The organism is Planktothrix rubescens CCAP 1459/22 (genome assembly GCA_904830895.1).
Lineage (GTDB): Bacteria > Cyanobacteriota > Cyanobacteriia > Cyanobacteriales > Microcoleaceae > Planktothrix > Planktothrix agardhii.
In genome coordinates, this window is the sequence record LR882958.1 from 1,566,308 (window position 1) to 1,592,137 (window position 25,830).

Annotated in this window: 22 protein-coding genes; 9 read left to right on the forward strand and 13 right to left on the reverse strand. The window is 40.9% G+C overall.

Features of this window, described 5'->3' with window-relative positions:
- Positions 1–10: 10 nt before the first annotated feature.
- The 4 genes from NMG86_RS07320 to coaD all read right to left on the reverse strand — a co-directional run bounded on the left by NMG86_RS07320 (position 11) and on the right by coaD (position 3,653).
- On the reverse strand, positions 11–1,414 hold the full coding sequence (locus NMG86_RS07320) for a DUF2157 domain-containing protein (RefSeq protein WP_026797338.1): 1,404 nt from the start codon (positions 1,412–1,414) through the stop codon (positions 11–13).
- 164 nt (positions 1,415–1,578) lie between these two features.
- Positions 1,579–2,427, reverse strand: coding sequence for an ATP-grasp domain-containing protein (locus tag NMG86_RS07325; protein ID WP_026797339.1), 849 nt, complete (start codon positions 2,425–2,427; stop codon positions 1,579–1,581).
- 120 nt (positions 2,428–2,547) lie between these two features.
- The gene (locus NMG86_RS07330; RefSeq protein WP_026787539.1) at positions 2,548–3,192 is read right to left on the reverse strand and encodes an ATP synthase subunit B family protein; all 645 of its coding nucleotides are present in this window, start codon (positions 3,190–3,192) and stop codon (positions 2,548–2,550) included.
- Positions 3,162–3,653, reverse strand: coding sequence for a pantetheine-phosphate adenylyltransferase (coaD, locus tag NMG86_RS07335; RefSeq protein WP_026787538.1), 492 nt, complete (start codon positions 3,651–3,653; stop codon positions 3,162–3,164). The genes NMG86_RS07330 and coaD overlap by 31 nt, the downstream gene beginning before the upstream one ends.
- A 216-nt stretch (positions 3,654–3,869) precedes the next feature.
- Between coaD and eno the strand changes: the two genes are divergently transcribed.
- Positions 3,870–5,159 carry a phosphopyruvate hydratase gene (gene eno, locus NMG86_RS07340; RefSeq protein ID WP_026797340.1) on the forward strand — a complete coding sequence of 430 codons (1,290 nt, stop codon included), beginning with the start codon at positions 3,870–3,872 and terminating at the stop codon, positions 5,157–5,159.
- Positions 5,160–5,241: 82 nt separating this feature from the next.
- The gene (locus tag NMG86_RS07345) at positions 5,242–5,877 is read left to right on the forward strand and encodes a hypothetical protein (protein ID WP_199918695.1); all 636 of its coding nucleotides are present in this window, start codon (positions 5,242–5,244) and stop codon (positions 5,875–5,877) included.
- On the opposite strand, the gene NMG86_RS07350 is transcribed toward NMG86_RS07345, so the two are convergent.
- Positions 5,840–6,112: a hypothetical protein gene (locus NMG86_RS07350; protein ID WP_026798691.1), complete on the reverse strand. Its 273-nt coding sequence runs from the start codon at positions 6,110–6,112 to the stop codon at positions 5,840–5,842. The genes NMG86_RS07345 and NMG86_RS07350 overlap by 38 nt on opposite strands.
- A gap of 83 nt (positions 6,113–6,195) precedes the next feature.
- Positions 6,196–6,357 (reverse strand): ribbon-helix-helix protein, CopG family, encoded by a 162-nt coding sequence (locus NMG86_RS07355; RefSeq protein ID WP_141292963.1) that lies wholly within the window; start codon positions 6,355–6,357, stop codon positions 6,196–6,198.
- Positions 6,358–6,976: 619 nt separating this feature from the next.
- Between NMG86_RS07355 and NMG86_RS07360 the strand changes: the two genes are divergently transcribed.
- Both NMG86_RS07360 and NMG86_RS07365 read left to right on the forward strand, forming a co-directional pair.
- Positions 6,977–7,669 carry an aldehyde oxygenase (deformylating) gene (locus NMG86_RS07360; protein ID WP_026787536.1) on the forward strand — a complete coding sequence of 231 codons (693 nt, stop codon included), beginning with the start codon at positions 6,977–6,979 and terminating at the stop codon, positions 7,667–7,669.
- Positions 7,670–7,773: 104 nt separating this feature from the next.
- Positions 7,774–8,799, forward strand: a complete 1,026-nt coding sequence (locus tag NMG86_RS07365) for a long-chain acyl-[acyl-carrier-protein] reductase (RefSeq protein WP_026787535.1) — start codon at positions 7,774–7,776, stop codon at positions 8,797–8,799.
- A gap of 106 nt (positions 8,800–8,905) precedes the next feature.
- Here the strand turns inward: NMG86_RS07365 and NMG86_RS07370 are convergent, their stop codons facing one another.
- From NMG86_RS07370 to holA, 5 genes are all read right to left on the reverse strand, one after another.
- Positions 8,906–9,658: an HAD family hydrolase gene (locus tag NMG86_RS07370; RefSeq protein WP_026787534.1), complete on the reverse strand. Its 753-nt coding sequence runs from the start codon at positions 9,656–9,658 to the stop codon at positions 8,906–8,908.
- Between the two features lie 95 nt (positions 9,659–9,753).
- Positions 9,754–9,909 carry a PCP reductase family protein gene (locus NMG86_RS07375; RefSeq protein ID WP_026787533.1) on the reverse strand — a complete coding sequence of 52 codons (156 nt, stop codon included), beginning with the start codon at positions 9,907–9,909 and terminating at the stop codon, positions 9,754–9,756.
- A gap of 26 nt (positions 9,910–9,935) precedes the next feature.
- Positions 9,936–13,181, reverse strand: a complete 3,246-nt coding sequence (locus NMG86_RS07380) for a diguanylate cyclase domain-containing protein (RefSeq protein WP_052338667.1) — start codon at positions 13,179–13,181, stop codon at positions 9,936–9,938.
- Between the two features lie 513 nt (positions 13,182–13,694).
- Entirely contained in the window at positions 13,695–14,663 is a 969-nt protein-coding gene (locus NMG86_RS07385; protein WP_036842494.1) for a hypothetical protein, read from the reverse strand.
- 83 nt (positions 14,664–14,746) lie between these two features.
- The gene (holA, locus tag NMG86_RS07390; protein WP_026797342.1) at positions 14,747–15,748 is read right to left on the reverse strand and encodes a DNA polymerase III subunit delta; all 1,002 of its coding nucleotides are present in this window, start codon (positions 15,746–15,748) and stop codon (positions 14,747–14,749) included.
- A 34-nt stretch (positions 15,749–15,782) separates the two neighbouring features.
- On the opposite strand from holA, the gene NMG86_RS07395 reads away from it, so the two are divergent.
- Together NMG86_RS07395 and NMG86_RS07400 are read left to right on the forward strand one after the other, a co-directional pair.
- The gene (locus NMG86_RS07395) at positions 15,783–16,568 is read left to right on the forward strand and encodes a DUF1868 domain-containing protein (RefSeq protein ID WP_026787530.1); all 786 of its coding nucleotides are present in this window, start codon (positions 15,783–15,785) and stop codon (positions 16,566–16,568) included.
- A gap of 104 nt (positions 16,569–16,672) precedes the next feature.
- Positions 16,673–17,965: a bifunctional cobalt-precorrin-7 (C(5))-methyltransferase/cobalt-precorrin-6B (C(15))-methyltransferase gene (locus NMG86_RS07400; RefSeq protein WP_026797343.1), complete on the forward strand. Its 1,293-nt coding sequence runs from the start codon at positions 16,673–16,675 to the stop codon at positions 17,963–17,965.
- Between the two features lie 159 nt (positions 17,966–18,124).
- Here the strand turns inward: NMG86_RS07400 and NMG86_RS07405 are convergent, their stop codons facing one another.
- Positions 18,125–19,348 carry a bifunctional sterol desaturase/short chain dehydrogenase gene (locus tag NMG86_RS07405; RefSeq protein ID WP_026797344.1) on the reverse strand — a complete coding sequence of 408 codons (1,224 nt, stop codon included), beginning with the start codon at positions 19,346–19,348 and terminating at the stop codon, positions 18,125–18,127.
- Positions 19,349–19,611: 263 nt separating this feature from the next.
- On the opposite strand from NMG86_RS07405, the gene NMG86_RS07410 reads away from it, so the two are divergent.
- Positions 19,612–20,286 (forward strand): response regulator transcription factor, encoded by a 675-nt coding sequence (locus tag NMG86_RS07410; protein WP_026797345.1) that lies wholly within the window; start codon positions 19,612–19,614, stop codon positions 20,284–20,286.
- 61 nt (positions 20,287–20,347) lie between these two features.
- Here NMG86_RS07410 and NMG86_RS07415 read toward each other — a convergent pair whose 3' ends face one another.
- The gene (locus tag NMG86_RS07415; RefSeq protein ID WP_026797346.1) at positions 20,348–21,652 is read right to left on the reverse strand and encodes a glutamate-5-semialdehyde dehydrogenase; all 1,305 of its coding nucleotides are present in this window, start codon (positions 21,650–21,652) and stop codon (positions 20,348–20,350) included.
- Between the two features lie 263 nt (positions 21,653–21,915).
- On the opposite strand from NMG86_RS07415, the gene NMG86_RS07420 reads away from it, so the two are divergent.
- Both NMG86_RS07420 and NMG86_RS07425 read left to right on the forward strand, forming a co-directional pair.
- Complete coding sequence (locus NMG86_RS07420) at positions 21,916–23,049, forward strand: glycosyltransferase (protein ID WP_026797347.1); 1,134 nt, start codon at positions 21,916–21,918, stop codon at positions 23,047–23,049.
- 191 nt (positions 23,050–23,240) lie between these two features.
- Positions 23,241–25,805, forward strand: a complete 2,565-nt coding sequence (locus tag NMG86_RS07425) for a GAF domain-containing protein (RefSeq protein ID WP_026797348.1) — start codon at positions 23,241–23,243, stop codon at positions 25,803–25,805.
- Positions 25,806–25,830: the final 25 nt, after the last annotated feature.

Sequence of the window (25,830 nt, forward strand, 5' to 3'; positions counted from 1 at the left end):
AATTGATGAATTAACGATTTTGGGTTCTAGCAGCAGCTAATAAATGGCGTTCAAACCATAATCCAGCCAGAATTACCCCCACACCACATAAGGTAAATACAAAGGCTTTTAAAATCAATTCTGTGTTATATTCAAAGGTACGACTCATGATTTGGGTAACTAATAAAATCATCCCGCCCCAAAAGGCAAATCGTTGAGTTTGGGCGAGTCCAATTCTAATTAATCCCGTTGCTAATGTAAACATCTGCACATTGAATAAAAATGTGGCTATTTCAGGAATTAAATTGATTTGTAAATGCCAGAAAAAGATAAATCCTGTTAATCCTAAAAATCCGGCAATGACGCTAGTAACCGAATCAAATCCCCATCTATTCGGGTGAATAGCACCGGGTTTAATCAATTGAAACCATTGCCATAAAACTATTCCTAGAAAGATATAAAAATCAATCAGAAGGAAATTACTCATGAACACTGAATTGTTGGAATTGTTCTGTAAAAGATCATTCCAAACTCCATTAAAAGATAAACCAAAAAATACAATACTTAACTGAATAATGGAGAGAGTGCGGGCTGAGGGTTGAAAGGGTCTACTATCAATCATCGGCCATAAAATATCATCATAACTCCACAGTAAAGCGGGAGTAAAAATAAACATAATGGCGAAGATTAACCCTTCGGGTAAATCAGAATTTAGCAGGGGAAGAATGCTGATTTGTAAAGCGGGAATGAGAATCAGTAAGGTCATAATAAATAAGACCCGGGACTGACAACGATAGGCGAGGGGAATGAATAGAAATCCGGCAATTAAAGGGGTATGTTCTAGGAATAAATGTAATATAGAAAAGGGTTGAGGTGAGTATAAATTAGATGCTCCACTCCAATAACCCATACCATACAATAGTAGTCCTAAAAATCCTAAAGAAGTCAATTGCAGACTATAGGACATGGCTAAAACACCAATTCCCCAGACTAAAAATAGTTCATAAACTGAACCACTTTGATGAAAAATTTGCCCCATCAAGGCAATATTTGCTCCTAAAATTAAGGCTCCAAATAGTAATAATCCTTGACCTAATTTTTGTTTTCTTCCTACTTCAAAGGAGTCTGATGGTTGTTGCCATAAATAAAAGCCAGTTGCATTGACTCCTATAAATAAACTCAGAAGTAGGATGACTTTAACGGTTTTTGACCAGTCCTGCCAATTAGCTGCCACAAAGGTAATGACACCTAAACCTAATAGAATGGCTCCTAACCCTATTAAAATCATGACAAACCGACTACTGGCGGCGGTTTCAAGATGATTAAATTGATAGCGGTTGGCTAACTGTTGATAGACAGAATCATCAATTATTTGTTCTTCTTGCCAGAGTTTGGCTTCGTGACGAAGTTGGCGACGGAATTTTTCGTTAATCATTTGAGGTGATATGAAATAATGTTAAAACTGAGTGATATAATCCTATTTTAGTTCTAACCTAAATATTCTGGAAAGTACAATTCTGGTTTTAATTGAAAATCAGGATTAATTATTTAGGTCTGTGACAGATTGTTAACTTGCACAGAGAAAAAATACTCAAAATCCTAGAATGGCTTTTTTCTTGATTTAGATGCTAAAAAAGTTAGCATTTTTTCAAATACTTGGACGGCTAGTTCTGGATCATTATCTCTAGTAAATATATCATAATTGGGATGGGAATTTGCCTCTATAAACCAATATTGATGATCTTTGTCTATGGCAATATCTAACCCGGTATATTTTAAATCTAATTCTTGAAAAATAGGTTGACAAAATGTTTCTATTTCTGATATAATACGAGGATTATTAATATATTTGGCTCGCGCTCCTTGCCAATGTAAAGGACTTAGATTTCCGGTAAAGGTTGCTTGAGTAATATCTTTTTCATAGAGTAAAATTAATTCTTGATTTAAAAAAACGGCTCGATATTCCCGTTGGATTAAAATATACTCTTGAGCAACAGCAATATAATCATAACTTTTATCATGAATGTTAAAAATTGTGGTTAATGCGGTTTCAATTTCCTCAAAACTTTTACATAAAAAAACATTCTGCCCACTGGAACCAGAATTACGTTTAACAATCACGGGAAATGGGAATATCCTCTCAATTTCTTGAGCAATATCAGGAATGGTTTTAAACTTTAAATACTCTTGATATTTCTCATCGCAAAATAGGGAAAGAAAGCCCGATGTTTTCGGAATTTTAATTTTTCCCTTTAAAATCGAGTAAGTATATTCCTTATCTTTGAGAATTTTGAAAACAGATTGATCGACAAAAGGTGTGCTATAATTACAGAAATAATAATTTTTATCGAGTTTGATTTTGATTAAATTCTCATGATCATGGAGAATTTCATAATCAATATTTAGATTCTGGCAAGCCTGGAGTAATAGCCTAATATTATTTAACATAAAAATAGTAGGGAATTATGAATTACGAATGGGGGAAAAATCTGTAAACGGAAATTGGAGACGGCTGAAAAGACGCTTTAAATAACGCCTAGGCTATCTCCTAATTCCATTATCATAGAGTTACCGAGTGGGATTATTTCCCTGTACTTGTTGGCGACCATTACGAATCACTCGCATCATTTCATTTAACTGTTGTTCGATGCTTCCTAGGACGTGATCTGCATAGTCATCGGCGCCGTTTTGAATTTCTTCGCATTCAGCCATAGTCCGCGATCGCATTTCCTCTAATTCCTGTTGAAGACGATAACGAATTTGTTCAATTTCAGACAAGGTTTGTTGCTGAAGCGTGTCACATTCATTTTGAACCTGTTGACGCAATTGATCAGCTTCAGATTTTGCTTGTTGAATCAAACCCATTTCATTTAATATTCTAGCGGCTCTTTGTTCAGCCATAGTGACAATTTCCTGAGCATATTCTTCCGCTTCTTGGAGAATTTCATCCTTATGACGGACAATAATATCTGACTCTTGAAATGCACTAGGTAAATTCAATCGAATCAAATCTAATTGATCCAGTAATTGTTCTTCATCGACTAAAGTTCGTCGAGTTAATGGAATTCTAGGACTATCGAGAATCATCTCCTCCAGTCGGTTAAGTTCCCGTTGAATATCAATTCCAGGGGAATTACTGACAGTAGTTTCCGGTTCTACACGGAGTCCATTTTGTTCGGGTTCTAGTCTTGGGGTTGATTCCTGGCGTAACATTTATATAATTCTTTAGCAACGTGATTAGGAACAAGATGATCAACAGAACCTCCAAATCGGGCAATTTCTTTAACAACACTACTAGAGAGGAAACTATATTCCTTTGAGGTTGCCAAAAATACCGTTTCAATTTCTGTTGATAGAGTTTTATTGATATGAGCCATTTGCAGTTCTAACTCAAAATCAGAAAGAACTCGCAGCCCTCGAATTAACACTTGAGCATTCCGTAGTTTTGCATAGTCTACCGTTAGACCGTCAAAACTGGCTACTTCCAGATTGTTCAGATGTTGGGTACTGTAGCTGATTTGTTCCATCCTTTCCCCTACGCTAAATAAAGGCTTTTTATTAGGATTTCCCAATACCGCCACAATCACCTGTTCAAATAGTTTACAACCTCGCTCAATGACATCTAAATGTCCTAACGTAACCGGATCAAAGCTACCAGGATAAAGGGCAATCACTCGTCATGGCAAGATGAATATTATTACCAGATTATAGAGCGAAGGGGGAACGGAGCCTTAAAACACAGTTATGTCGTAAATCTAACCCGAACAAAACCTTAAAATGTTCCAAGGACTGCGACTAGATCAACCCATAACCTGTTAACGTGATCTCTTGTCTCAACTCTTTGAAGCCTGGGACACCTCTTAACGGACTAATAAAGGATAGATATAGATATGTCAGACAGTGGAATTCTTACTATTATTGCCCGTGAAATCCTCGACTCTCGCGGACGCCCAACTCTCGAAGCCGAAGTCTACCTCGATAACGGAGCCTATGGACACGCTCAAGTTCCCAGTGGAGCCTCCACCGGAAGCTTTGAAGCCCATGAACTCCGAGATGGAGATAAAAGCCGTTATGGGGGTAAAGGAGTTCTAACAGCAGTTAAAAACGTCAACGAAGTCATCGCCCCAGCCCTGAACGGAGTTAGTGCCCTAGAACAAACCGTCATCGACCAAATCATGCTCGACCTTGATGGTACTCCCAATAAAAGCAACCTGGGAGCTAATGCCATCCTAGGCGTCTCCCTAGCCGTCGCTAAAGCGGCCGCCGAAACCCAGGGTTTACCCCTATACCGTTACTTAGGCGGCCCCATTGCCAACCTCCTCCCCGTTCCCCTGATGAACGTGATTAACGGAGGTTCCCACGCTGCGAATAACGTGGATATTCAAGAATTTATGATCGTTCCCATTGGGGCTCCCACCTTCAAAGAAGCCCTGCGTTGGGGTGCGGAGGTGTTTGCATCCCTGAGTGACGTCTTGAAAGGTAAAGGCCTCCTGGGTGGCGTGGGAGATGAAGGCGGTTTTGCTCCTAATTTGGGTTCTAATCAAGAAGCCCTAGATATTCTCATCCAAGCTATTGAAATTGCGGGTTATAAACCCGGTGAACAGGTCGCACTGGCTCTGGATGTGGCCGCGAGTGAATTCTATAAAGATGGTATCTATACCTACGACGGTCAACCGAATAGTGGGGAGCAACTGACTGAATACCTGAGTAAATTAACCAGTCAGTACCCGATTATTTCCATCGAAGACGGTCTCCACGAGGATGACTGGGTTCACTGGAAATCCCTAACGGAAAAACTCGGTAGTAAAGTGCAACTGGTGGGCGATGACCTATTTGTGACTAACCCAACCCGTTTAAAAAGAGGTCTTGAGGAGAAAATAGCGAATTCTATTTTGGTGAAACTCAACCAAATTGGTTCTCTGTCGGAAACCTTAGAAACCGTTGACCTAGCAACCCGCAATGGTTATACTTCCATAATTAGTCACCGTTCCGGGGAAACTGAAGATACCACGATTGCAGACCTGGCCGTTGCTACCCGAGCCGGACAAATTAAAACGGGTTCTCTGTGTCGGAGTGAACGGGTCGCCAAATATAACCGTTTATTACGGATTGAAGACGAACTCGGTGCCCAAGCGGTTTATGCTGGAGCCGTTGGTCTAGGCCCCCGTTTCTCGAAATAACTCGGAAACACCAATAAAACAGTCCAGCCTTGGGCTGTTTTATTAATATTATTTGGAAAAATCACAAAAAATCAAACTAGACATGAACAGAAACAAAAATATTCAGAAGGGTGCAATGCTTTTCTTAACGGGATTAGCAACGGTCGGTTTAGTTTTAGGAGAAGCGGTATTTTCTTCAGCCAGCGCTGCTCAACAGTTATTTTGTAATGGACGAATGAATAATGGTTGGACTTATTCAGCCCAGTTTCTTAACGGTCGTTTCACAGAAATTCGTTGGGAACGTTCAGGACAGCCCCCCATCGTTTCTAACCTAAGTTTTCAATCCACCAATAACGCCAGACAACCTGTTTATACAGGGTCAATTATGGCAGCCACAATGGTAACTTTAGTTGATCTTTCTCGTGGTAATGTGCGACCGGGTTCACAAATATCGGTTACGGCGGAAGAATGGGGCACCAGCACCGGAAATTGTGGTCTCTCCTCGGGTAACTCGATGGGAAACTCCTCTGACTGGTTTACTAACGCCCGGAAAAATTTAATTGGTTCTAATGAAAATCAAGCCAGACGTTGGCTGACAAGAAACAATTTCGTCTTTAATCAAACGATGGAACATACTAATCGCCGTATCATTGAGCGATGGAGTCGTAATAACCCCAATGGAGTTATTGATGTGATTTTTGTCAATAATAGGGTGTCTGATGTGGTGATGGTTCGTTAATACAATTGGCAAAGAAATAGGTAATGGGTAATGGGTAATGGGTAATTGGTAATTGGTAATTGGTAATTGGTAATTGGTAATGGGTAATTGGTAATTGGTAATGGGTAATTGGTAATGGGTAATGGGTAATCGGTAATGGGTAATCGGTAATGGGTAATCGGTAATCGGTAATCGGTAATGGGTAATCGGTAATGGGTAGAGTTTCTTGTTCTTCTAAATACGCATTTAATTGCAAACAATTAAGGGCGCATTTACTATAAAAAATGAACCTAAAAACCCATTATCCATTACAACAACCTCGCACAAAGCCCACGCACTTCAGTCGTGGGATGTAGTGCGACCCCCTTTAGGGGGTGTGAGGGTTTTAATGTAATCCCTAAGAACTTCAGCCATTGATAATCCTTCTGATTCAGCATGACTTTTGAGACGTTCATATTCTTTCTCGTTAACATTAAACTGAATTTTCTTTTCCCTTGACATACTCTATTTAAGACTCTATTATCAGAGTATAGCAAGGATGTTCCTCGCTTATCTGGTCAGATGTTCTGACCTCCTTAAAAACAAGTTGTCAATGGCGAGAAAAAGGCAACCACTGTGATTATCCCTGTTGACTACAGAAAGCTCCGAAAAATCTTGGCAGAGCCAAAGACTGTAATAGTCGTGTGCCGTCAATTGGGACGAGGTACTTGGCATTCCTCAGAGTCTCGTACTCTCCTCTAATATTGCTGTGAAGCAATTCTGGAAACAGTAGGGGGCAACTCCATGAATACCGAGCAATCGGGGCTAGACAGGAGAATCCCACGCGGTTCACCCGTGGGAGTGTCAACATAAGTAACAAATGCTTGCTATCTTGTTTGGGTTAACAAAAAGTTATGATATTGCATCCGGTCTTCCCTCAAGGTGGATTCAATTCAATGTCCAAGTTCATCCCACGCGGAAAAGACGTGGGTTTTGTGCGAGAATCGCTATAAGCTTAATTAATTAAGTAGTTTGGTGAAAACATCAACTCTCCGACCCGATCTTTAAGGATACCCCAAAGGGGGAAGGGGGGTGTAAATCAGCAATAATAACTTATTTGTGATGAGGAGATTGTAAATCTATGCCACAGGTTGAAGCTATTACGATTGACTTCCAATCTGAAACCTATAAAGATGCCTACAGCCGAATTAACGCCATTGTGATTGAAGGAGAACAGGAAGCCTACGACAATTACATCAAGCTGGGTGCAATGTTACCTGAGCAGCAAGAGAATTTGGCAGGTTTAGCCAAAATGGAAATGAGCCATAAAAGGGGGTTTCAGTCCTGTGGTCGGAATTTAACCGTCACACCGGATATGGAATTTGCCCAGGAATTCTTTTCTTCCTTACACCAAAATTTTAAGGATGCCGCGACTGAAGGCAAAGTTGTCACCTGCTTGTTGATTCAATCTTTAATTATCGAATGTTTTGCGATCGCCGCTTACAACATTTACATTCCCGTAGCCGATGATTTTGCTCGCAAAATTACCGAAAGGGTGGTCAAAGACGAGTATATGCACCTCAATTTTGGGGAAGAATGGCTAAAAGCGAACTTTGAAGCCTCCAAAACCGAACTCGAAACGGCTAACCGCCAAAACCTGCCGATTATTTGGAGAATGCTTAACCAAGTCGCCGATGATGCTCACATTCTAGGAATGGAAAAGGAAGCATTAGTCGAGGATTTTATGATTGCTTATGGGGAAGCTCTAAGCAATATCGGGTTTTCGACCCGCGATATTATGCGAATGTCCGCCTACGGTCTCATCGCCGCCTAAAATACCCTTTGGATTTTAGATCAAATCGAGTAGAGACGTTCCATGGAACGTCTCTACTTTAGACGTTAAACTCTAAAATCCATCTTAAAATCTATAGTTGAATCATGTTTGGTTTAATCGGTCATCTTACCAGCCTAGAACACGCCCAAGCCGTTGCCAGAGATTTAGGATATCCTGAATATGCTGATCAAGGGTTAGATTTTTGGTGCAGCGCCCCGCCTCAAATCGTTGATGATATCAAAGTCACGAGTATTACAGGTCAAACTATTGAAGGCAAATATGTAGAGTCTTGTTTTTTGCCAGAAATGTTAGCCAGTCGTCGCATTAAAGCGGCCACTCGCAAAATTATCAATGCGATGGCTCATGCTCAAAAAAATGGCATTAATATCACAGCTTTAGGGGGATTTTCCTCGATTATTTTTGAAAATTTTAACTTAGAACAAATTCAACAGGTTCGGAATATTAAGTTAGAGTTTGAACGGTTTACCACCGGAAATACTCACACCGCCTATATTATCTGTCGTCAGGTAGAAAACGCGGCGGCTCGGTTAGGGATTGATTTAACTAAGGCTACCGTTGCTATTTGTGGAGCCACAGGGGATATTGGTAGTGCGGTTTGTCGTTGGCTCAACAGCCACACAGAGGCCGGAGAATTGTTATTAATTGCCCGGGATAAGGAACGTCTCAATGCTTTACAGGAGGAGTTGGGACGGGGAAAAATTATGGGATTAGAAGAAGCCGTACCCCAAGCAGATATTATCGTTTGGGTGGCGAGTATGCCCCGAGGAGTCGAAATTAATCCCTATACCTTGAAAAAACCCTGTCTGCTAATTGATGGTGGTTATCCTAAGAATTTAGCCACAAAAATTCAACATCCTGAAATTTATGTCCTAGACGGCGGAATTGTGGAACACGCCCTTGATATTGACTGGAAAATTATGAAAATTGTCAATATGAAGTTACCCGGACGTCAACTATTTGCCTGTTTTGCGGAATCAATGTTACTGGAATTTGAGAAAATTTATACTAATTTTTCCTGGGGTCGCAATCAAATTACTGTTGAAAAAATGGAACAAATTGGAAGGGTTTCTGTGAAACATGGCTTTAAACCTTTAGCTTTACCCTTGTAATCAGTTATCAGTCATCAGTTATCAGTTATCAGTTTAAGAGTTATCAGTTTAAGAGTTATCAGTTTAGGAGTCGTCAGTTATGATTCCTGTTAGTCCAATTTTTCTTTCAACAGAAGTAAGAGGATATTAAGGCTAAATCTAAATAGCATTTTTCGGGAATATTCCCCTCTAATACCGTAAACGGTTTATTCGGTTCGCCCAGATGATTTACTACTAATAAAGCATCGGTAAAATCTTGATTTTTTGTATAATCGTTGACAGTAATAATTGTTTTTAATCCAGCTTGTTTAGAGGCTGAAAATCCATGATAGGAGTCTTCAAATACTAAACAATCTGCTGCATTTAATCCCAATTTTTCTAAGACATAAAAATAAATATCCGGGGCAGGTTTTTTGGCTGAAACAATATCCCCGGCGGCAATAATTTCAAACCAGTCTGGATGAATTGCTGTATTTTCTAGTAAAGCTAAAACATTTGGTAAGGCGCTAGTAGTTGCGATCGCTAACCTAATTCGGTGCTCCTTTGCTTCTTGAATTAATCGTTGTATCCCAGGACGCAAAGGAATTGAACCCTGATCTAATAATTTTCGATAATATTCATTTTTTAACTGATGTAGATCCCTAATTAAATCATCTAATTTTTCTGTTAATAAAAAATCCGGTTCATATTTTTCAATATAATAACGAATCCGCTCTTTTCCTCCACCAATTGCCAATAATTCACCATACAAATCTACAGACCAATTCCAAGATAAACCCACCTGAAAAAAGGCTTGATTAAACGCAAGTCTATGGCCATCCCGTTCCGTATCCGCTAAAGTACCATCCACATCAAAAATCAAAGATTTTAAATTTACCATACTTTTAAATTCAATATTTTTTCTATTACCTATTACCTATTACCTATTACCTATTACCTGTTCCCTGTTCCCTGTTCCCTGTTCCCTATTCCCTATCAATTAAACTTTTGTTTAGCCTGCTCATAAACCTCAACGGTAATTTGAGTAACGCCTAATTCCTGAGCAAACTTTTCAATCTTTTTCCGCGCCGCCGGACGGACAAAAAAGGGAATTTCTTTTAAACGAGTTTCGGCTTCTGCTGTCCATTCCATAGAATTAATTAAAAAATTATCTTAATTTATAATACACTGCCAACGGTTCGATTTCGTCCTAGGGTTTTGGCTTGATAGAGAGCATGATCCGCCGCATTAATTAAATCCAAAGGAAACCGCTCAACCGTAGGAATTAAACTACAAATCCCGATACTCATTGTTACCCGGTCAGCAACATTAGAACTACGATGGGGTAGGTTAAACTGTTCAAGGACATCTTGAATTTTCTGAGCCACTTCCAAAGCACCTTCCTGATCGGTGTGGGGTAAAATTACCACAAATTCTTCCCCCCCATAACGAGCAACTAAATCAATAGAACGTTGAACACCTTGCTGGAGTGCTTGAGCCACCTGTTGTAAACAGATATCTCCTTGAGAATGTCCGTAGGTATCATTATATTGTTTAAAATAATCAATATCACAAAGCAATAATGAAAGGGGGCGTTTTTCTCGGACTAAACGATGCCATTCTTGATGTAAGATCTCATCAAAACAACGACGATTAGCAATTTGGGTGAGTTGATCCACCATGGCTAAATTTTGTAATTGTTGATTAGCTAGTTGTAATTGTTGATGGAGTTCTGATTGGTGAATGGCGATCGCTAATTGAATTGCTAATTGCTGCATCAGTTCAATTTCTAGGTTTTGCCATTCCCTCGGCTTAGTGCAATCATGGGCGATTAATATCCCCCATAAACCCTGGGTTTGTAAAATAATCGGAACCACTAATTTTGCTCGTACTTGTAACTTTTCTAATAATTCAAAATGACAGGGAGTAAGCCCGGCGGTATAAATATCAGGGGTCGCTTTAATCGTGTTTTGCTGATAGTATTGTCCATGATTTTCCACAAAATAGCTATCGGTAATTTCCATCTTCAGAATAGCTTTTGTCCCAGGACTCACAGATTCCTTAACCACCAGACCACTCCAATCGGAATTGAAACGGTAAATCATCACCCGATCTGTCTGTAGGAACTGACGCACCTCCGCGACTGTGGTTTGCAGAATTTCATCTAAATCCAAAGACTGACGAATGCGTTGGGTGATGGTATAAATTATCCGTTCCCCTTCAACCTGTTGTTTTAAGGTTTCTTCTACTTGTTTACGGGCTGTAATATTGGTAAAAGAAGCTACCACTGCATAGGGTTCGGGTGGGTTGGGATGAAATAAAGGTTGGGAATTAATCGAAATCCAGGTTAAATTTCCATCGGGTTTATATACTCCCATAATTACATTAAATTGAGGTTTTCCCGTCTTTAAAGTTACCATTGTCGGATGGTTTTCCCCTGGAAAATTCGAACCATCCTCTTGAATGGCTCGCCATCGGGGGTCAATGGAAGTTAAGCCCATCATCTGGTCGGCCGTTAACCCTAAAATATCTTCTGCACTTTGATTACAGGCGGTGATCTGACCATCGGCTTGCTGGAGGACAATGCCTTCAGCCATGGCTGCAATTACAGAGCGATAACGTTCTTCACTTTCCCTAAGATTGATTTCTACCTGTTGGCGATCGCTAATATCCTCAAAAATATATAAGCGTCCAAAATAGTGATCGCTTTGATCTCGAATTTGACTAGAAAAACGGCGAATAGTGCGCCCATCAGAAAAGGCAATTTTATCCTCAATTACCGCCCGATTTTCCTCTGATTGCAAGGGTTTACAGGACTCGGCAAAGGCAGGAACATCAGCAATTAAAGTAATACAATCGGGAATAATATCATTATTTTTTAAAACTCCTGCTAACATCTGAATTTCTAAGTGTTCAACTCCCCAAATTTTACAAAAACGATGATTAAAATAGATAATATTATCCGTGCGATTATCAACAACAAAAAATGCCAAGTTAGACGTATCCGTCATCGAACGTAATAAGGCTTCTTTCCATCGCAATTCCTGTTCAGTATGCAGATGTTCAATCAGGGCAGTTTGCTGTTCTGTAATATCTTTTTCATTAACAAGAAGCATAGCATTTCCCGTTACTGGATCACGGGTACAACGCACATCTAAACCATGCCAACGAATCCCATTTAAAGTATAAACCTGAGTCTCAATACTAAAAACTGCCCCGGATTGGGCAGTTACGATGGCGGTTTCTCCAATCTGAGGATCAACAAAATGGCGAACAAAGGCATTATCGTGATTGAGATTTGGATAGAGGGTATCGCCATAACACTCAAGAGCGGAGGGATTTTGCATTAAGGGGACACCATCGAGGGTGTATAGGGAAATCATCACAGTCGTATGATTCAGGACTTCAATCGCCCGCAGGGTTTCAGGAGAGCTTTGATTAGCAACTTTTGTAATCCCTTCTACTAACATCGCTATCCGACCTGTTTCGATGGTAATTCCTGAACAAGTACAACGAACTGACATTGGTTGACCTTGGGGGTAAAATGTCCAGGTTTCCGTAACGGTTTTTTGGTGTTTAAATTGTTGTAAATAAGCGTTTAAATGAATGCGCGTAGCTTCTGAAATATCCTGAAAGTTACGTTGAATTAATTCCTCTCGATTGGTACTATTCCAGAGATGAAGGGCGGCATGGTTAGCCCACCACATTTGTAAATTCTCAATATCAAAAATCCAGATTGGGGTTTGGAGTCGATCTAGTCCATTTAATTCCGTAATTGAGATAGCGTTGTTAGATTTTTTCGTTAAATATTCATCACCAAGATGACAATATTGGCAATCCTGGGCGATGTTTATTTCTTGGATGGGTAGTAATATTCTTTGCGATTTTTGTTGATATAATTGCCAGGGATATTGATTAGCTTCTCTATATTGAATAGCAATTCCTAATTGCATCGCGATTTGTTGCAGAAATTGAATATCTAGGGTTTTCCACTGACGGGAACTTTGACATTGATGAACAATCAATAAACCCCAAAGATCGGGTAAGGTTGGAGAAATTTGAGACGATGGAGATCTGGTAATTAAAATTGGGACAACCAGATTGGCACGGATTTGCAATCGTTGTAAAAGCTGTTTGTAACAAGCTTGCAGCGGCTTAGTCTTTACATCCTCAATTAAGCTAATCTCTCCTCGGCGATAGAGGTCTACCCATTCCGCCTGAAAGCAGGGATCATGGATTAGTTTACCTAAAATTGGCATCCATTCAGGACTGACGGATTCTTCTACGATCACCCCATCGCCATCAGCTAAGAAACGATAGACGACGGCCCGATCGCAACCCAGGATTTCCCTAATTCCTTTGACCGTTACGTCTAAAACCTCGCCTAATTCAAGCTGTTGGTGAATTTGTTGCGTAAGTCTCATGATTTGATTCAGGGTTTGCTCCGAAACAAGTTGATATGCCAATATATGGCCTGAAGACATGGCGACAGTAGAAAACTTCTATTTGTATTATTAACTACTTTTCCTTCCCCCGCATTGATTATGTTTAAAACTTCATAAAAATTTGATCAAAACTTGATGAAAAGGGGTCTGCACTGTATTAAAAATTTACAATTGCTCCAGGGCCTAATATAGCAACCGCCAAGGCAGTTAGGACACCAGACGGATCTTGTAACCCAGACAGTGAAGTATTTTTTTCCCTGTTCCCTCCCCCCCTAGCCCCCCGTGCACGGGGGGTTTGGGGGGGCTGTTCCCTGTTCCCTGCTATAACACACCGGATCAATCTTGAATTAGGTATATATACTAATTCCTGTAGGGGTTGGGTCTCCCAACCCTCTTGGCGCCCAACTCAGATAAATAACCTTAACCAGAACAAAAATTTTGATGAAATCCCTAAATTAAAATACAATTAAAAGAGCAACGATCAACTGTATTTTAATTGGGAGCAGTAGCAGCTTTTCGTTCCGCTATTTTTTGATTATTAGCATATAGAACCGCCCTATCTTTAGCCAGCGTAAACTTAGGATGGGAATTAGGAACCTTTTTCATCAACTCACTGGCCCGTTTCCATTCCGTTGCCACTTTTGTCCATTCCGCCTTGGTTTGGGCTTTCTGCACTAAGTTTGCAGTAGTGATTGCGGTTTTAACTGCTTCAGAAAATGGGTCAGCAGGTGTGGCTGGAGGTACAGGCGGTTGAGGAGAAGTCGAAGTTGAAGGAGTAGAGGGGGACTCTGGAGAGGAGGAACCTGTGGGGAGGAAGGGTAAGCGGAAAATTCCGGCAAAATGCAATCCCCCTAAGATAGCCAAAACAGCCAAAACCCCTAACAAAATCAATGGCAAAACCTGGCTTTTTGGCTTTTTAGGTTCAACCTGTCGGGTGGTTTCCTCAATCTCATCATCGGGATCATCATCCTCCTCGGGATTGTAGGCTGGTGCTACATTACTATTGTTGGAGGGTAAATATTCATCATCATCAATCATGTCGTCATCATCAATGATTTCGTCGTCAATATTGTAGTCTTCATCTTCATCATCCACCAAAGGGACAGAAGATTCATCCAAAAGGGCATCATCAATTGGACTGATGACGGGTTCTGGCGGAGTTCTCAGAATAATTTCTTCTTCCCAAACGGGTAAATCATCTCCGAACTGACGCCCATAAACCTTAACGGTGTAGATCGTTTCAACACCGAGGCGATCCATGCCATTGCGGACTAATTTTACTAAGTCTTTTTGATAGTGGGGAACCTGATCCCCCTCCATCATGACATGGAGACAGCCGTTCTCCCGCACGACATCTGCGTTAATTCCTTTGGATTTGAGGGAACGGTTAATCGCGTCTGCGATTACCTTGGGATCGCCCTGTTTAGCCAGTTCTCGTGAGCTTTGATCTTGTGATGACATAGCTAAAATGATTTCACCTGTCCATGACAATGATACTATCACTCATTAATTGCTGTGCAACTATTTTCTAAAAATTAGCATTTTTACCGCCTTTGAAATAGACTACACAGTTCAATAATATGGGTTTGTAGGGTAGAGAGTTCTTCCCCTCCGCGTTTAAGATAGGCTTCTAGTTGCAGCAATAGGGGTAAACTCTGTTGAAATTGCTTGAGTGTGGAAGTTTGTACCTCTTTTTGCAAGAAAAATACTCGGTTGGGGTTGCCAATTTCGGCGGTTTTAGCAATTTCGACTTTATCCCTAACTCCGGTTTCCATCATTAATTTAATCCACAACCAAGTCCGAAACTGACTAACTAAAGTTGCCACAATTTTCAGGGCGGGTTCATTATGTAGGAGCAGATCTGCTATCAACTCTAGGGCTTCGCTGGTTTGTCCGGCCTTAATACAACTGGCAAGTTTTAGGCTATTTTGAGTATTGGACTGAACTAATCGGGAAATGTCCTCCACACTCAAGGGTTGGTGAGTCTTTCCACTAAAAAGTTGTAGTTTTTCCAATTCGTTATAAAGTTGTCGGATATCATTTCCGACTAACTCCGCCAGGAGGTCGATACCATTCGGGGTCAGTTTTACCCCGCGTTCGCTGGCCAGGGTTCTAACTTGCTGTTGTAACTTATCGGTTTCCCAAGGTTTGATTCGAGAAAATTCCCGTAATTCTCCTTTGGATTTCCGAATCTGGTCTTCTAAGAATTTAGTAGATTTAAGCCGTTTATCAGGTTTGTTGGCACTGGTTAATAGTAAGGTGGTAGTATCGGGGATCGCGGGCAGGGTTCGTTCTAACTCCTGATAAACCTCCGTTGAACATTGCTGCATCAGGGGGGTATCGGCTAACCAAACAAAGCGTCCACCTAACCCAAACGGGGGAGTCATGGCTTGATTGAGTCCCATTACGATAGAATTTGCTTGATCGGACACAATTCTGTCAGAATTGAAACTATCCCAACTGGGATCAACGACGGCCGATCGCAATCGTTCCACCGCTTGCAATAAGGAAAAGTCATCGTCTCCCCAGTACAGGTAGATTGGCATAATAACTTAATTTTTTCAAAAGAGGCGATTAAAATTGGACGATACTTATCAAGTTTATGTGAATCGGGTGGCGCGGTTAACGCTACCAGAATCCTATCATTCTCAGTTGGAGTATATTCAGGAGTCCCCAAAGTTTAAGCCTGACTCCCAGGGTAAACGCCAAGCTGTGCCTTTTCCTGGTTATACCATTATTACTCCCCCGGCTGAGGAGGATTTGGATAATCAAGAGTTCTATAAAAATCTCCAAGATTGTCAACAGCAACTTGGTGAAAAGTTTGATCCTAATTTTTTAATTACTATCCCCCCAGATAGTTTACATTTTACCCTGGCTGATCTGGTTTGGGATAGTGCCTATCGAGATGGTAGTCAAGATCCTAATTTTGAGCCGAATTTGCATCAAGCGATCGCTCAATCTTTTCAGGGGTTTGAATCAACTCCAATTTCTCCGGGTATTCGCTGGCAAATTTTTGGTTTTATGTTATTACCAAGGGCGATCACCGTTTGTTTGGTTCCCCGAGATCAGGAGTCCTATCAAAAAACCCTTGAATTCCGCCGAGCTATCTATCAAAATCAGGGTTTAATTCCATTAGGTGTCGATCAACAATATTATTTAACGGCACATATCACTTTAGGTTATTTCGGAAGTATTCCTGAAGATTTAGATCGGGCAAATTTTTGTAATATTCTATCTTCTTTTAATCAACAATGGTTAGATTCAACTCAAGAAATCTGGGTTAACCGAGCCGAACTCCGCAAATTTGATGACATGAATCGCTATTATCGAGAACCAGACTGGCCTGTTTTAGAGTTTAAATCCTAGGGTTTAGTGATTGGTTGTTCGGGTGTTGATGGTTAGTCTCTAACGGTCAACACCTCTTAAGAAGAAACAGGAAAAGGGCAACAGGTAACAGGAAATCCTTATAGATGATTCATGTTATTGGAATTGGGTTAGAAGGAGCATCGGGACTGAGTGAGTCTGTGCTTAATTTAGTTATAGGAGCGACGGTATTAGTCGGAAGCGATCGCCATTTAAGTTATTTTCCTGAACATTCAGCCACCCAGTTAACCTTGGGAGATTTAACAGAAACTATTGTCGCCATTCGTCAACAACTGATTAGATGGGAAGTTGAAAATAAACAATCTAGTAATAATTATATTGTAATTTTGGTATCAGGTGATCCGTTATTTTTTGGGTTAGGTCATTTATTAATAGCCGAATTTTCCCCGGAACAATTAACCTTTCATCCCCATATTAGTTCGATTCAATTAGCCTTTAATCGAATTAAAATCCCTTGGAAAGATGCTAAAATTCTCCGTGCCCAGAGTCGCTCGATGGAAACTTTAATTCAAGCCTTAAAACAGGGGGTAGAAAAAATAGCAATTTTAACGGATACTATTTATAATCCCCAAGCGATCGCCCAATTAATCGGTAGTTTGGATTTACCTAATGGTTATCAATTTTGGGTTTGTGAAAATTTAGGGGGAAAGGATGAACAGGTGCAACAATGGGATATAAAAATATTAAAAAATCAAGTTTTTTCACCCTTAAATATTGTTATTTTATTACGTCAATCTCGCTCATCCCTAGAACCCTTAGATTTATCTAAAATCCCGACTTTTGGCATTCCCGATCAACTATTTTTAAGTTATAGCGATCGCCCCGGATTAATAACAAAACGGGAAGTTAGGAGTTTAATCTTAGGAGAATTAGGATTACAACCTAAACAAACGATCTGGGATATTGGTGCCGGAATGGGTTCGGTTTCCATAGAAATTGCCCGACTTTTTCCTGATTCTACTATTTATGCGATCGAAAAAACAGCAGTTGGAACCAGCTTAATTGAACAAAATCGCCAACGGTTTCAAGTGAATAATATGGTTTCAATTCATGGGGAAGCACCGGATATTTTACATCATTTACGTTCTCCTCATCGAATTTTTATGGGCGGATTTGGAAAAAATTTAAGCGAAATATTAGGGATTTGTAGTATTCGTTTAAGTCCGGGCGGTGTGATTGTTTTAGCTTTAGAAACCATTGAACACTTAAACACCGCTTTAAATTGGTTAGAACAACGAAAACGCATTGAGGGAAGTTGGAGTTATCGCATTCTCAATATCCAGTTATCTCATTCCGTTCCCATTAATCATCTAACCCGTTTTTCTCCCTTCAACCCCGTCACTCTTTTAACAATTACTCACCATAGCTTATTTGCCTAGGAATTAGGAGGGCAGGGGGAGCAGGGGGAGCAGGGGGGAGGGAAGGGATAGGGGGAGCACCAAGCAGTGCGAGCGTCCTCGCTAGCTGAATATCACCCAAAACCCAAAACCCAAAACCCATTCGTAATTCATAATTCGTAATTCGTAATTCGTAATTCCCTAATTCGGCTGGCGACTAAACAATTTAAAATAGGTAGAAACCCAGAATTGTTTAATCGGGAAAGCAATAAAAGTTAAAGGATTAATCGTAATAATGATATTACGAACATCTCCTTGAGCTAGTTTAATCACTTGTTTCGCAACCCAGTTAGGAGACATTACCCCAATGGGGTTTAAGTTACTTTTGAATGGCCCTAAAATTAATTTCCGAATCACACAGGGTGCATCCAAACGACGGAGAGTAATTAAATCTCCTAAAGTCCGTTTACTCATTTCGTAGAGGGGACTAAATGCTGGCCCGACTTCCGCTTCCGATGTGTTGACCCAAACTTCTTTTTTGGCAATATCAGCGTTAGTTTTAACGGTACTTAGGAATAATTCTAATAGACGCCAACCGGAAAACGTATTCACCTGATAGGATTGGCTAATCGCTTCTTCGGTTCTCATTCCGTTAACATTAATCCCATGATTAATAATTAAAATATCTACTTTTTGGAATAACTCCCCTAATTGTTGTTCCTGTCCGACTTGCCAAGTTACGGTTTTGATGGGAATTGTTTCCCCCTCAACCGTTAAACTCAAAGGTTGATCACCGGAAGTCAAAGCCAGAACTTTTGCTCCTTTAGCATGGAGATGAAATAAAAGAGCTTGTCCGAGAGTTCCCGATGCTCCAGTCACAGCAACGGTTTTTCCCTTCAATGAAAGCGCCGTTCCCATGATTTTATCTAATAAAGTCAAAGTGCCACAAAAATAGGAATTTTGATTATCAAAATGATGTCGCCAATGGTAGGTTCGATTTACCATCCAAGGGGCAGGAGGACGGTCAAATTCCCCTGGAGTATGGGTTAAATCCGTAAGTTTATCTATATTGGGAATTCCCATTCCTCGACCAATAGCTGAGAATAGAAAACTGAGGGTATAAATACAACCGAGAAGGGCAAATCCCTGGTTTTCGGGGGTGTAAATATGGGCGATCGCCAGAAATATCAAACTAAAACTTAACATCACCCCCGCTTCGGGGACATCATTATACCAATGGGCTTGGCGATAAATTTCCTCACTCACGGGAGTTAAATCGGGACGGAATACCCGATGATGCCAATTGTGCAAACGAATTAAGGGCGGGAAAATATGAGCCGAGACATGGTAAAGATCCCTTACCATTTCTACTCCGACGATAGAACCGACTCCCCAAGCTAAATTTCCGATCCAAACCATTATCATATCTAACCCCACACACCTTTAATTCGCAAGTTTTCCGCCCACTGTAAGTAAGACTTGAGTTTAATTGTAGTCAAATTTGGCTCTAATTTTATGGGTAAACCAAAATCAGGGATTTCTGGGTAATTTTATCAAAAATGGGAGCCAGAAGACCCGCACCATAAGGAAAGTTATCATAGGATTTTAACCGTTGTGAATCTGTGTTAAAATCAGATTGTGAGTTAGGAATAATTATCTACGTTTGAAACCATCCTAGGTATGATCGAATGAGTCGAATTCTCATTGCTGAAGATGAACCTCGAATTGCCTCCTTTTTGGAAAAGGGACTGCGGGCTAATGGATTTATCACAACCTTAGCTTGCAATGGACGAGAAGCAGTAGAAAAAGCCCTCGCCCATGAGTTTGACTTGTTAATTCTCGACTTAGGACTTCCCGATCAAGATGGGTTTCAAGTTTTAGAACAATTACGGGGTCAAGGAGAACAAATTCCGATTATTATTTTAACCGCCCGGGATGATATCACGGATAAAGTGGCGGGGTTAGAGGGGGGTGCAGATGATTATGTGACTAAACCCTTCCGATTTGCAGAACTTTTAGCTCGGGTTCGTGTCCGTTTGCGACATCATCCCCAATTGACGAATCATGAAGATAAGGCTTTAACCGTTGGTCAAATTACACTGGATTTATATACCCGTCAAGCTTGTTTGGGAGAAACACCCATTACCCTATCGGCTAAGGAATTTCAACTGTTAGAAACGTTTTTGCGCCATCCGGGTCAAGTGTTGAGTCGGGAACAACTATTGGATCAGGTTTGGGGATATGACTATGATCCAGGCTCGAATATTGTTGATGTTTATGTGGGCTATCTGCGTAAAAAGTTGGGGGGTCAACGGATTGAAACGGTACGGGGAATGGGGTATCGTTATTGTTTGAATTCATAACAAATGATCCTTGGATAGTTTTCAGGATTAGCCAAGGATTAAAAACCCCTGGCTAATTTGATTATAAATCTCGATGGGTAAACGGTTTCGCGTTACTTCCCGAATAGGTTTCTACAATATGTCCGTCCCCAACGACTTGATATTTATAAGTAACTAACCCTTCCAAACCAACGGGGCCACGGGGAGGCATTTGTTGGGTACTAATTCCTACTTCTGCACCGAAACCATAGCGAAATCCATCCGCAAATCGAGTTGAACAATTATGAAAAACTCCCGCCCCATCGACTTGATTTAAAAAGGTATTTGCTGTGGCTTGATCTTCTGTTATAATAGCATCGGTATGACCGGAACCATAAGTATTGATATGGGCGATCGCTTCTTCTAAATTACCGACTATTTTAATAGATAAGATTAAATCACTATATTCCGTTGACCAATCTTCCGCCGTTGCGGGTTTAATATTAACAATTTTTAGGGTTTGATCATCCCCGCGCAATTCGACATTTTTAGCTTGTAAAGCCGTTACCGCTTCTAATAAAAACCCAGGGGCGATATCTTGATGAACTAATAGGGTTTCCACCGCATTACAAGCCGCCGGATATTGGGTTTTTGCATCAATTGTAATGGCGATCGCTTTTTTAATATCCGCCAATTTATCAATATAAATATGACAAATTCCTTCGGCGTGACCTAATACTGGAATCCGAGTATTATCCTGAACAAACTTCACAAAAGAATTAGACCCACGAGGGATAATTAAATCCACATAATCATCTAATTGTAATAACTCTAAAATTTCCTCACGGGTGGTTAAAAGTTGAACTGCATCGGGATCAATTGCCGTTTGGGATAATCCTTGACGAATGGCTTTAACCAAAACTTGACAAGAATTAATCGCCTCTTTTCCGCCTTTTAAAATTACCCCATTCCCCGATTTAATTGCTAAGGCAGAAATTTGAATCACCGCTTCCGGGCGAGCTTCAAAAATTACCCCTAAAACCCCTAACGGACAGGTGATTCTTTTTAGGATTAAACCCTGATCTAATTCTCGATGAATTTGCACAACGCCCACCGGATCAGGCAATTTAGCAACATCTCTTAATCCGGCAATGGTACTCTTTAATTTAGAAGTATCAAACTTGAGACGATTATATAAAGGTTTAGCAATTCCTTCAGCCTCAGCGGCGCGACAGTCAGCTTCATTAGCCGCAATAATTTCCGACGCAGCCGCTTCTAAAGCCTGAGCAATGGCTTCAATAGCTTGATTTTTTTCTGCTGTTGATAATATCCCTAATTTCTGTGCTGCTACACGAGTTTTTGCAGCAAGTTCCACTAAAGGAATAGAACGGGTTTCCGAGACTGTCATTGTTAAAATTTAACCCCAAATTAGTCAAAAATTACTATTTTTTTATCATACAGTCATCAGTGTAGAGACGTGCCAATAGCCTACGGCATCGCTGCGATCGGGCGCGTCTCTCTAGCAGTGATCAGTCTATTACCGATAACCCTGTTACTGAGCGAAGTCGAAGTATTACCAATTCGTAATTCGTAATTCGTAATTCTTAACAGCGATCGCAAATTCTGAGATGATGGGGAAGCTCGGACTATTGATATCAGTGTATAGCTTGTATGCGGATTGCTCTTTTCACTGAAACTTTCTTACCCAAAATTGATGGGATCGTGACGCGGCTGTGTCATACGGTGGAACAGTTACAACGGTTAGGAGATCAGGTTTTGGTGATTTCTCCCGCCGGGGGACTCACGGAATATAAAGGGGCTAGAATCTATGGAGTGGAAGGGTTTCCCCTACCCCTGTACCCAGAGTTAAAACTGGGTATTCCCCATCCTGGTATTGGCGTGGAATTAGAAAAATTTCGACCCGATCTGATTCACGTTGCCAACCCAGCAATTTTAGGGCTTGGGGGATTATATTACGCCAAAAAGTTAAATATTCCTTTGGTGGCGTCCTACCATACCCATCTTCCCCAATATTTGCACCATTATGGTCTAGGAATGTTGGAGGAGGTACTCTGGAGTATGTTAAGAGCGGCCCATAATCAGGCGCAATTGAATCTTTGTACCTCAACGGTGATGGTAAAAGAACTGCACGCCCACGGAATTGAAAGGCTAGATTTATGGCAAAGGGGAGTAGATACAGAAATGTTTCAACCTTCTTTGGCTAGTGTGGAAATGCGCGATCGCCTTAGCCTGGGAAACCCGGACTGTAATCTATTACTATATGTTGGTCGTTTAGGTGCAGAAAAAGAAATTGAACGAATTAAACCAGTTTTAGAGAAAATTCCCAATTCCCGTTTAGCCCTGGTGGGAGATGGCCCTAACCGTCAAGTCCTAGAAGCCCATTTTCGGGGAACTCCCACCCATTTCGTCGGTTACTTACGGGGAAAAGACCTAGCAGCCGCCTACGCCTCGGCTGACGCCTTTATTTTCCCCTCCCGTACCGAAACCCTGGGATTAGTGCTATTAGAAGCCATGGCCGCGGGAACCCCCGTAGTCGCGGCCAGGTCTGGGGGGATTCCCGATATTGTTACCGATGGCGTTAATGGCTATTTGTTCGATCCGCGTCAGGAAGATGGGGCGATTACCGCGACTCAACGGTTATTCGACAATTCTCAAGAACGGGAAATCCTACGGCAAAATGCCCGTAAAGAGGCAGAATCTTGGGGATGGGCCGCAGCTACCCAACAGCTACGACGCTACTATCAAGGGATTCTCAGCCGTTACTCCTTTCCCTCCGTTGCCTAGTATTCAGTGGAAACTTCAAGCCCCAGGCAAGGATGTCAACCATGACCATCCTTTGTCTGTTATCATCTACTCAATTACTCAATCTATTAATATCTTCTAGTTGGGAAGGTTTCTATTCGAGCAAACCCAGTTAACTTCCTCTAATCAGAGTTTTTCAGTTCTCTATCCCTCACCCAAACTATCCCCTTCCCATGACTTTTTCTAATGCTGGTAGCATCTTAGCTACGCTGACACAAGTGGATCGTATGGGCCTATTGGCGGCGCGTGTTAAGAATCTGCCAATTGGGGAATTTATCTGTATTTTAGATTTTATTACCGCAGAATTTCAGCAATTTCTTCGGGCAATTGATCTGATTAATAATGAAGGAATAGAGACCCTATTAGAACAATTACTCGATGCCTTTACCCTCAAAATTGGGCAAATTCTGCAAGCTGATCGCACCACTATTTTTTTAGTCAACCGCAGTAAAAATCAACTCTGGTATACCAAAGTTGATGAAGAAACCGGACTAGCAAAAGAAATCCGTTTACCAATGGATTCGGGGATTTTAGGATATGTTGCCCGCACGGGTCAGGGAATGAATGTCAGCGATGCTCATACCTGTGAATTATTTGATGTGGATGTGGATGAACCCCCCGGATATTATGCCCGCACCATTCTGTGTATGCCGATTTTTAGTAGCCAAAATCCAGAAGAATCCGTGGCGGTGGTACGGTTATTAAATAAAGCTGGAGATACGGAATTCACCGAGGAAGATGAACAACAATTTCGAGCTTTTGCTGATTCAATTGGGATTATTTTAGAAAGTTGTCAATCGTTTTTTGTTGCCGCCCGAAATCAACGGGGAGTCGCCGCTTTATTAAAAGCAACAACAACTTTAGGGCAAAGTTTGGATTTAGAAACAACCTTGCAAGCGGTGATGGAACAGGCGCGGGATTTAATGCAAGCCGATCGCAGCACCTTATTTTTATTACAAAAAGAAACTCAAGAATTATGGACAAAAGTAGCTAATGCCGATGGTTCAAAAATGATAGAAATTCGGATTCCTGCTAATCGTGGAATTGCCGGATATGTAGCTTCAACGGGTCAAGTTTTGAATATTCCTGATGCCTATTGCGATCCTCGGTTTGACCCCAACACTGACCGCAGGACGGGCTATCAAACCCGAAATATTTTATGTATGCCAGTGTTTAATGCGGCCGGGGAATTAATTGGGGTGACTCAGTTAATTAATAAACATAAAGGTAGTTTTACTAATTCCGATGAAGAATTTTTAAGGGCGTTTAATTCTCAGGCGGGAATTGCCTTACAAAATGCTCAGTTATTTGAAAATGTCATGGTGGAAAAGCAATATCAGAAGGATATTTTACAAAGTCTTTCTGATGTGGTGATTTCCACGGATTTACAAGGAAAAATTGTCACGATTAATGATGCAGCTTTGGAATTATTGGGGTGTCCAAAACCCCAAGTTGGCGATCGCTCTATTCGTCAATATTGGGAAGAAAAATTAGCCGGACGTTATGTTTGGGAAGTCCTACCAATTGAAAATTTAAAATTCCGTTTAGAGGATAGTCTGCGCCACGCCGCCCGTCATTATGTGCCTGAACAAAGTTTAACCGTGGGTTTAATTAAAGTCGAAGAAACTCAGGGAGATGTTATCCAAACGAGCTATATTTTAGGAACTCCCGATCGCTCTAATCCTGAAATTTATCACCCTTGGGGAGAACCCACAGACGCCCAACCCAATAATATAACCTATCCTAAACAGCAAGTTAGACAAATAGAACGCAGTATTAATTTAACCGTTAATCCTCTTACTAATCCAGAAGGAGGGGTTAGGGGGGGGTTAGTAGTTTTAGAAGATATTAGTCGGGAAAAACGGATGAAAACTACCATGTATCGCTATATGACTCCGGGGGTAGCCGAACAGGTTATGGCTTTGGGAGAAGATGTTTTAATGGTAGGAGAACGCAAAGAAGTGACGATTTTATTTTCCGATATTCGTGGTTATACCACATTAACAGAAAATTTAGAAGCCTCGGACGTGGTGGCATTATTAAATCAATATTTTGAAACCATGGTAGAAGCGGTTTTTTCCCATGAAGGTACTTTAGATAAATTCATTGGGGATGCTTTAATGGCGGTGTTTGGGGCGCCTCTACCTCTGCGAGATAATCATGCTTGGATGGCGGTACAATCGGCTTTAGATATGCGTCGCCGCCTGAAAGAATTTAATCAAATGCGACCCGATGAACCGCAAATTAGAATCGGAATTGGCATGAGTTCAGGGGAAGTGGTATCGGGAAATATTGGTTCACAAAAACGCATGGACTATACTGTTATTGGGGATGGGGTAAATTTAAGTTCTCGCTTAGAACAAATTACTAAACAATATGGTTGTGATATTATTATTAGTGAAATGACTTATCATTTATGCCAAGATAAAATTTGGGTACGGGAATTGGATCGGGTGCGGGTGAAAGGCAAGAATCAGGCGGTGAGTATTTATGAATTAATTGGTAATCGGTCTATTGATTTAGATGACCAGGTAAGAGAGTTTTTAGATTGTTTTAATCAAGGGAGAGTGGCTTATTTAGCGAAAGAGTTTAAGCAAGCAATTCGGATTTTTGAAGAAGCAAAAAAAATGCGTCCTGATGACCGGGCGGTACAAATTCATCTAGTGCGATCGCAACAATATTTACAAACTGCTGTTCCAGAAGAATGGGATGGAGTTTATACAATGACAACCAAATAAAGCCCTGTGAAACAGTCAGTATTTA

Coding starts and splice junctions, on each gene's coding strand:
- NMG86_RS07320 (WP_026797338.1), bottom strand. CDS start 1,414: ATGATTAACGAAAAATTCCGTCGCCAACTTCGTCACGAAGCCAAACTC.
- NMG86_RS07325 (WP_026797339.1), bottom strand. CDS start 2,427: ATGTTAAATAATATTAGGCTATTACTCCAGGCTTGCCAGAATCTAAAT.
- NMG86_RS07330 (WP_026787539.1), bottom strand. CDS start 3,192: ATGTTACGCCAGGAATCAACCCCAAGACTAGAACCCGAACAAAATGGA.
- eno (WP_026797340.1), top strand. CDS start 3,870: ATGTCAGACAGTGGAATTCTTACTATTATTGCCCGTGAAATCCTCGAC.
- NMG86_RS07345 (WP_199918695.1), top strand. CDS start 5,242: ATGAACAGAAACAAAAATATTCAGAAGGGTGCAATGCTTTTCTTAACG.
- NMG86_RS07355 (WP_141292963.1), bottom strand. CDS start 6,357: ATGTCAAGGGAAAAGAAAATTCAGTTTAATGTTAACGAGAAAGAATAT.
- NMG86_RS07360 (WP_026787536.1), top strand. CDS start 6,977: ATGCCACAGGTTGAAGCTATTACGATTGACTTCCAATCTGAAACCTAT.
- NMG86_RS07365 (WP_026787535.1), top strand. CDS start 7,774: ATGTTTGGTTTAATCGGTCATCTTACCAGCCTAGAACACGCCCAAGCC.
- NMG86_RS07370 (WP_026787534.1), bottom strand. CDS start 9,658: ATGGTAAATTTAAAATCTTTGATTTTTGATGTGGATGGTACTTTAGCG.
- NMG86_RS07375 (WP_026787533.1), bottom strand. CDS start 9,909: ATGGAATGGACAGCAGAAGCCGAAACTCGTTTAAAAGAAATTCCCTTT.
- NMG86_RS07380 (WP_052338667.1), bottom strand. CDS start 13,181: ATGAGACTTACGCAACAAATTCACCAACAGCTTGAATTAGGCGAGGTT.
- NMG86_RS07385 (WP_036842494.1), bottom strand. CDS start 14,663: ATGTCATCACAAGATCAAAGCTCACGAGAACTGGCTAAACAGGGCGAT.
- holA (WP_026797342.1), bottom strand. CDS start 15,748: ATGCCAATCTACCTGTACTGGGGAGACGATGACTTTTCCTTATTGCAA.
- NMG86_RS07400 (WP_026797343.1), top strand. CDS start 16,673: ATGATTCATGTTATTGGAATTGGGTTAGAAGGAGCATCGGGACTGAGT.
- NMG86_RS07405 (WP_026797344.1), bottom strand. CDS start 19,348: ATGATAATGGTTTGGATCGGAAATTTAGCTTGGGGAGTCGGTTCTATC.
- NMG86_RS07410 (WP_026797345.1), top strand. CDS start 19,612: ATGAGTCGAATTCTCATTGCTGAAGATGAACCTCGAATTGCCTCCTTT.
- NMG86_RS07415 (WP_026797346.1), bottom strand. CDS start 21,652: ATGACAGTCTCGGAAACCCGTTCTATTCCTTTAGTGGAACTTGCTGCA.
- NMG86_RS07420 (WP_026797347.1), top strand. CDS start 21,916: ATGCGGATTGCTCTTTTCACTGAAACTTTCTTACCCAAAATTGATGGG.
- NMG86_RS07425 (WP_026797348.1), top strand. CDS start 23,241: ATGACTTTTTCTAATGCTGGTAGCATCTTAGCTACGCTGACACAAGTG.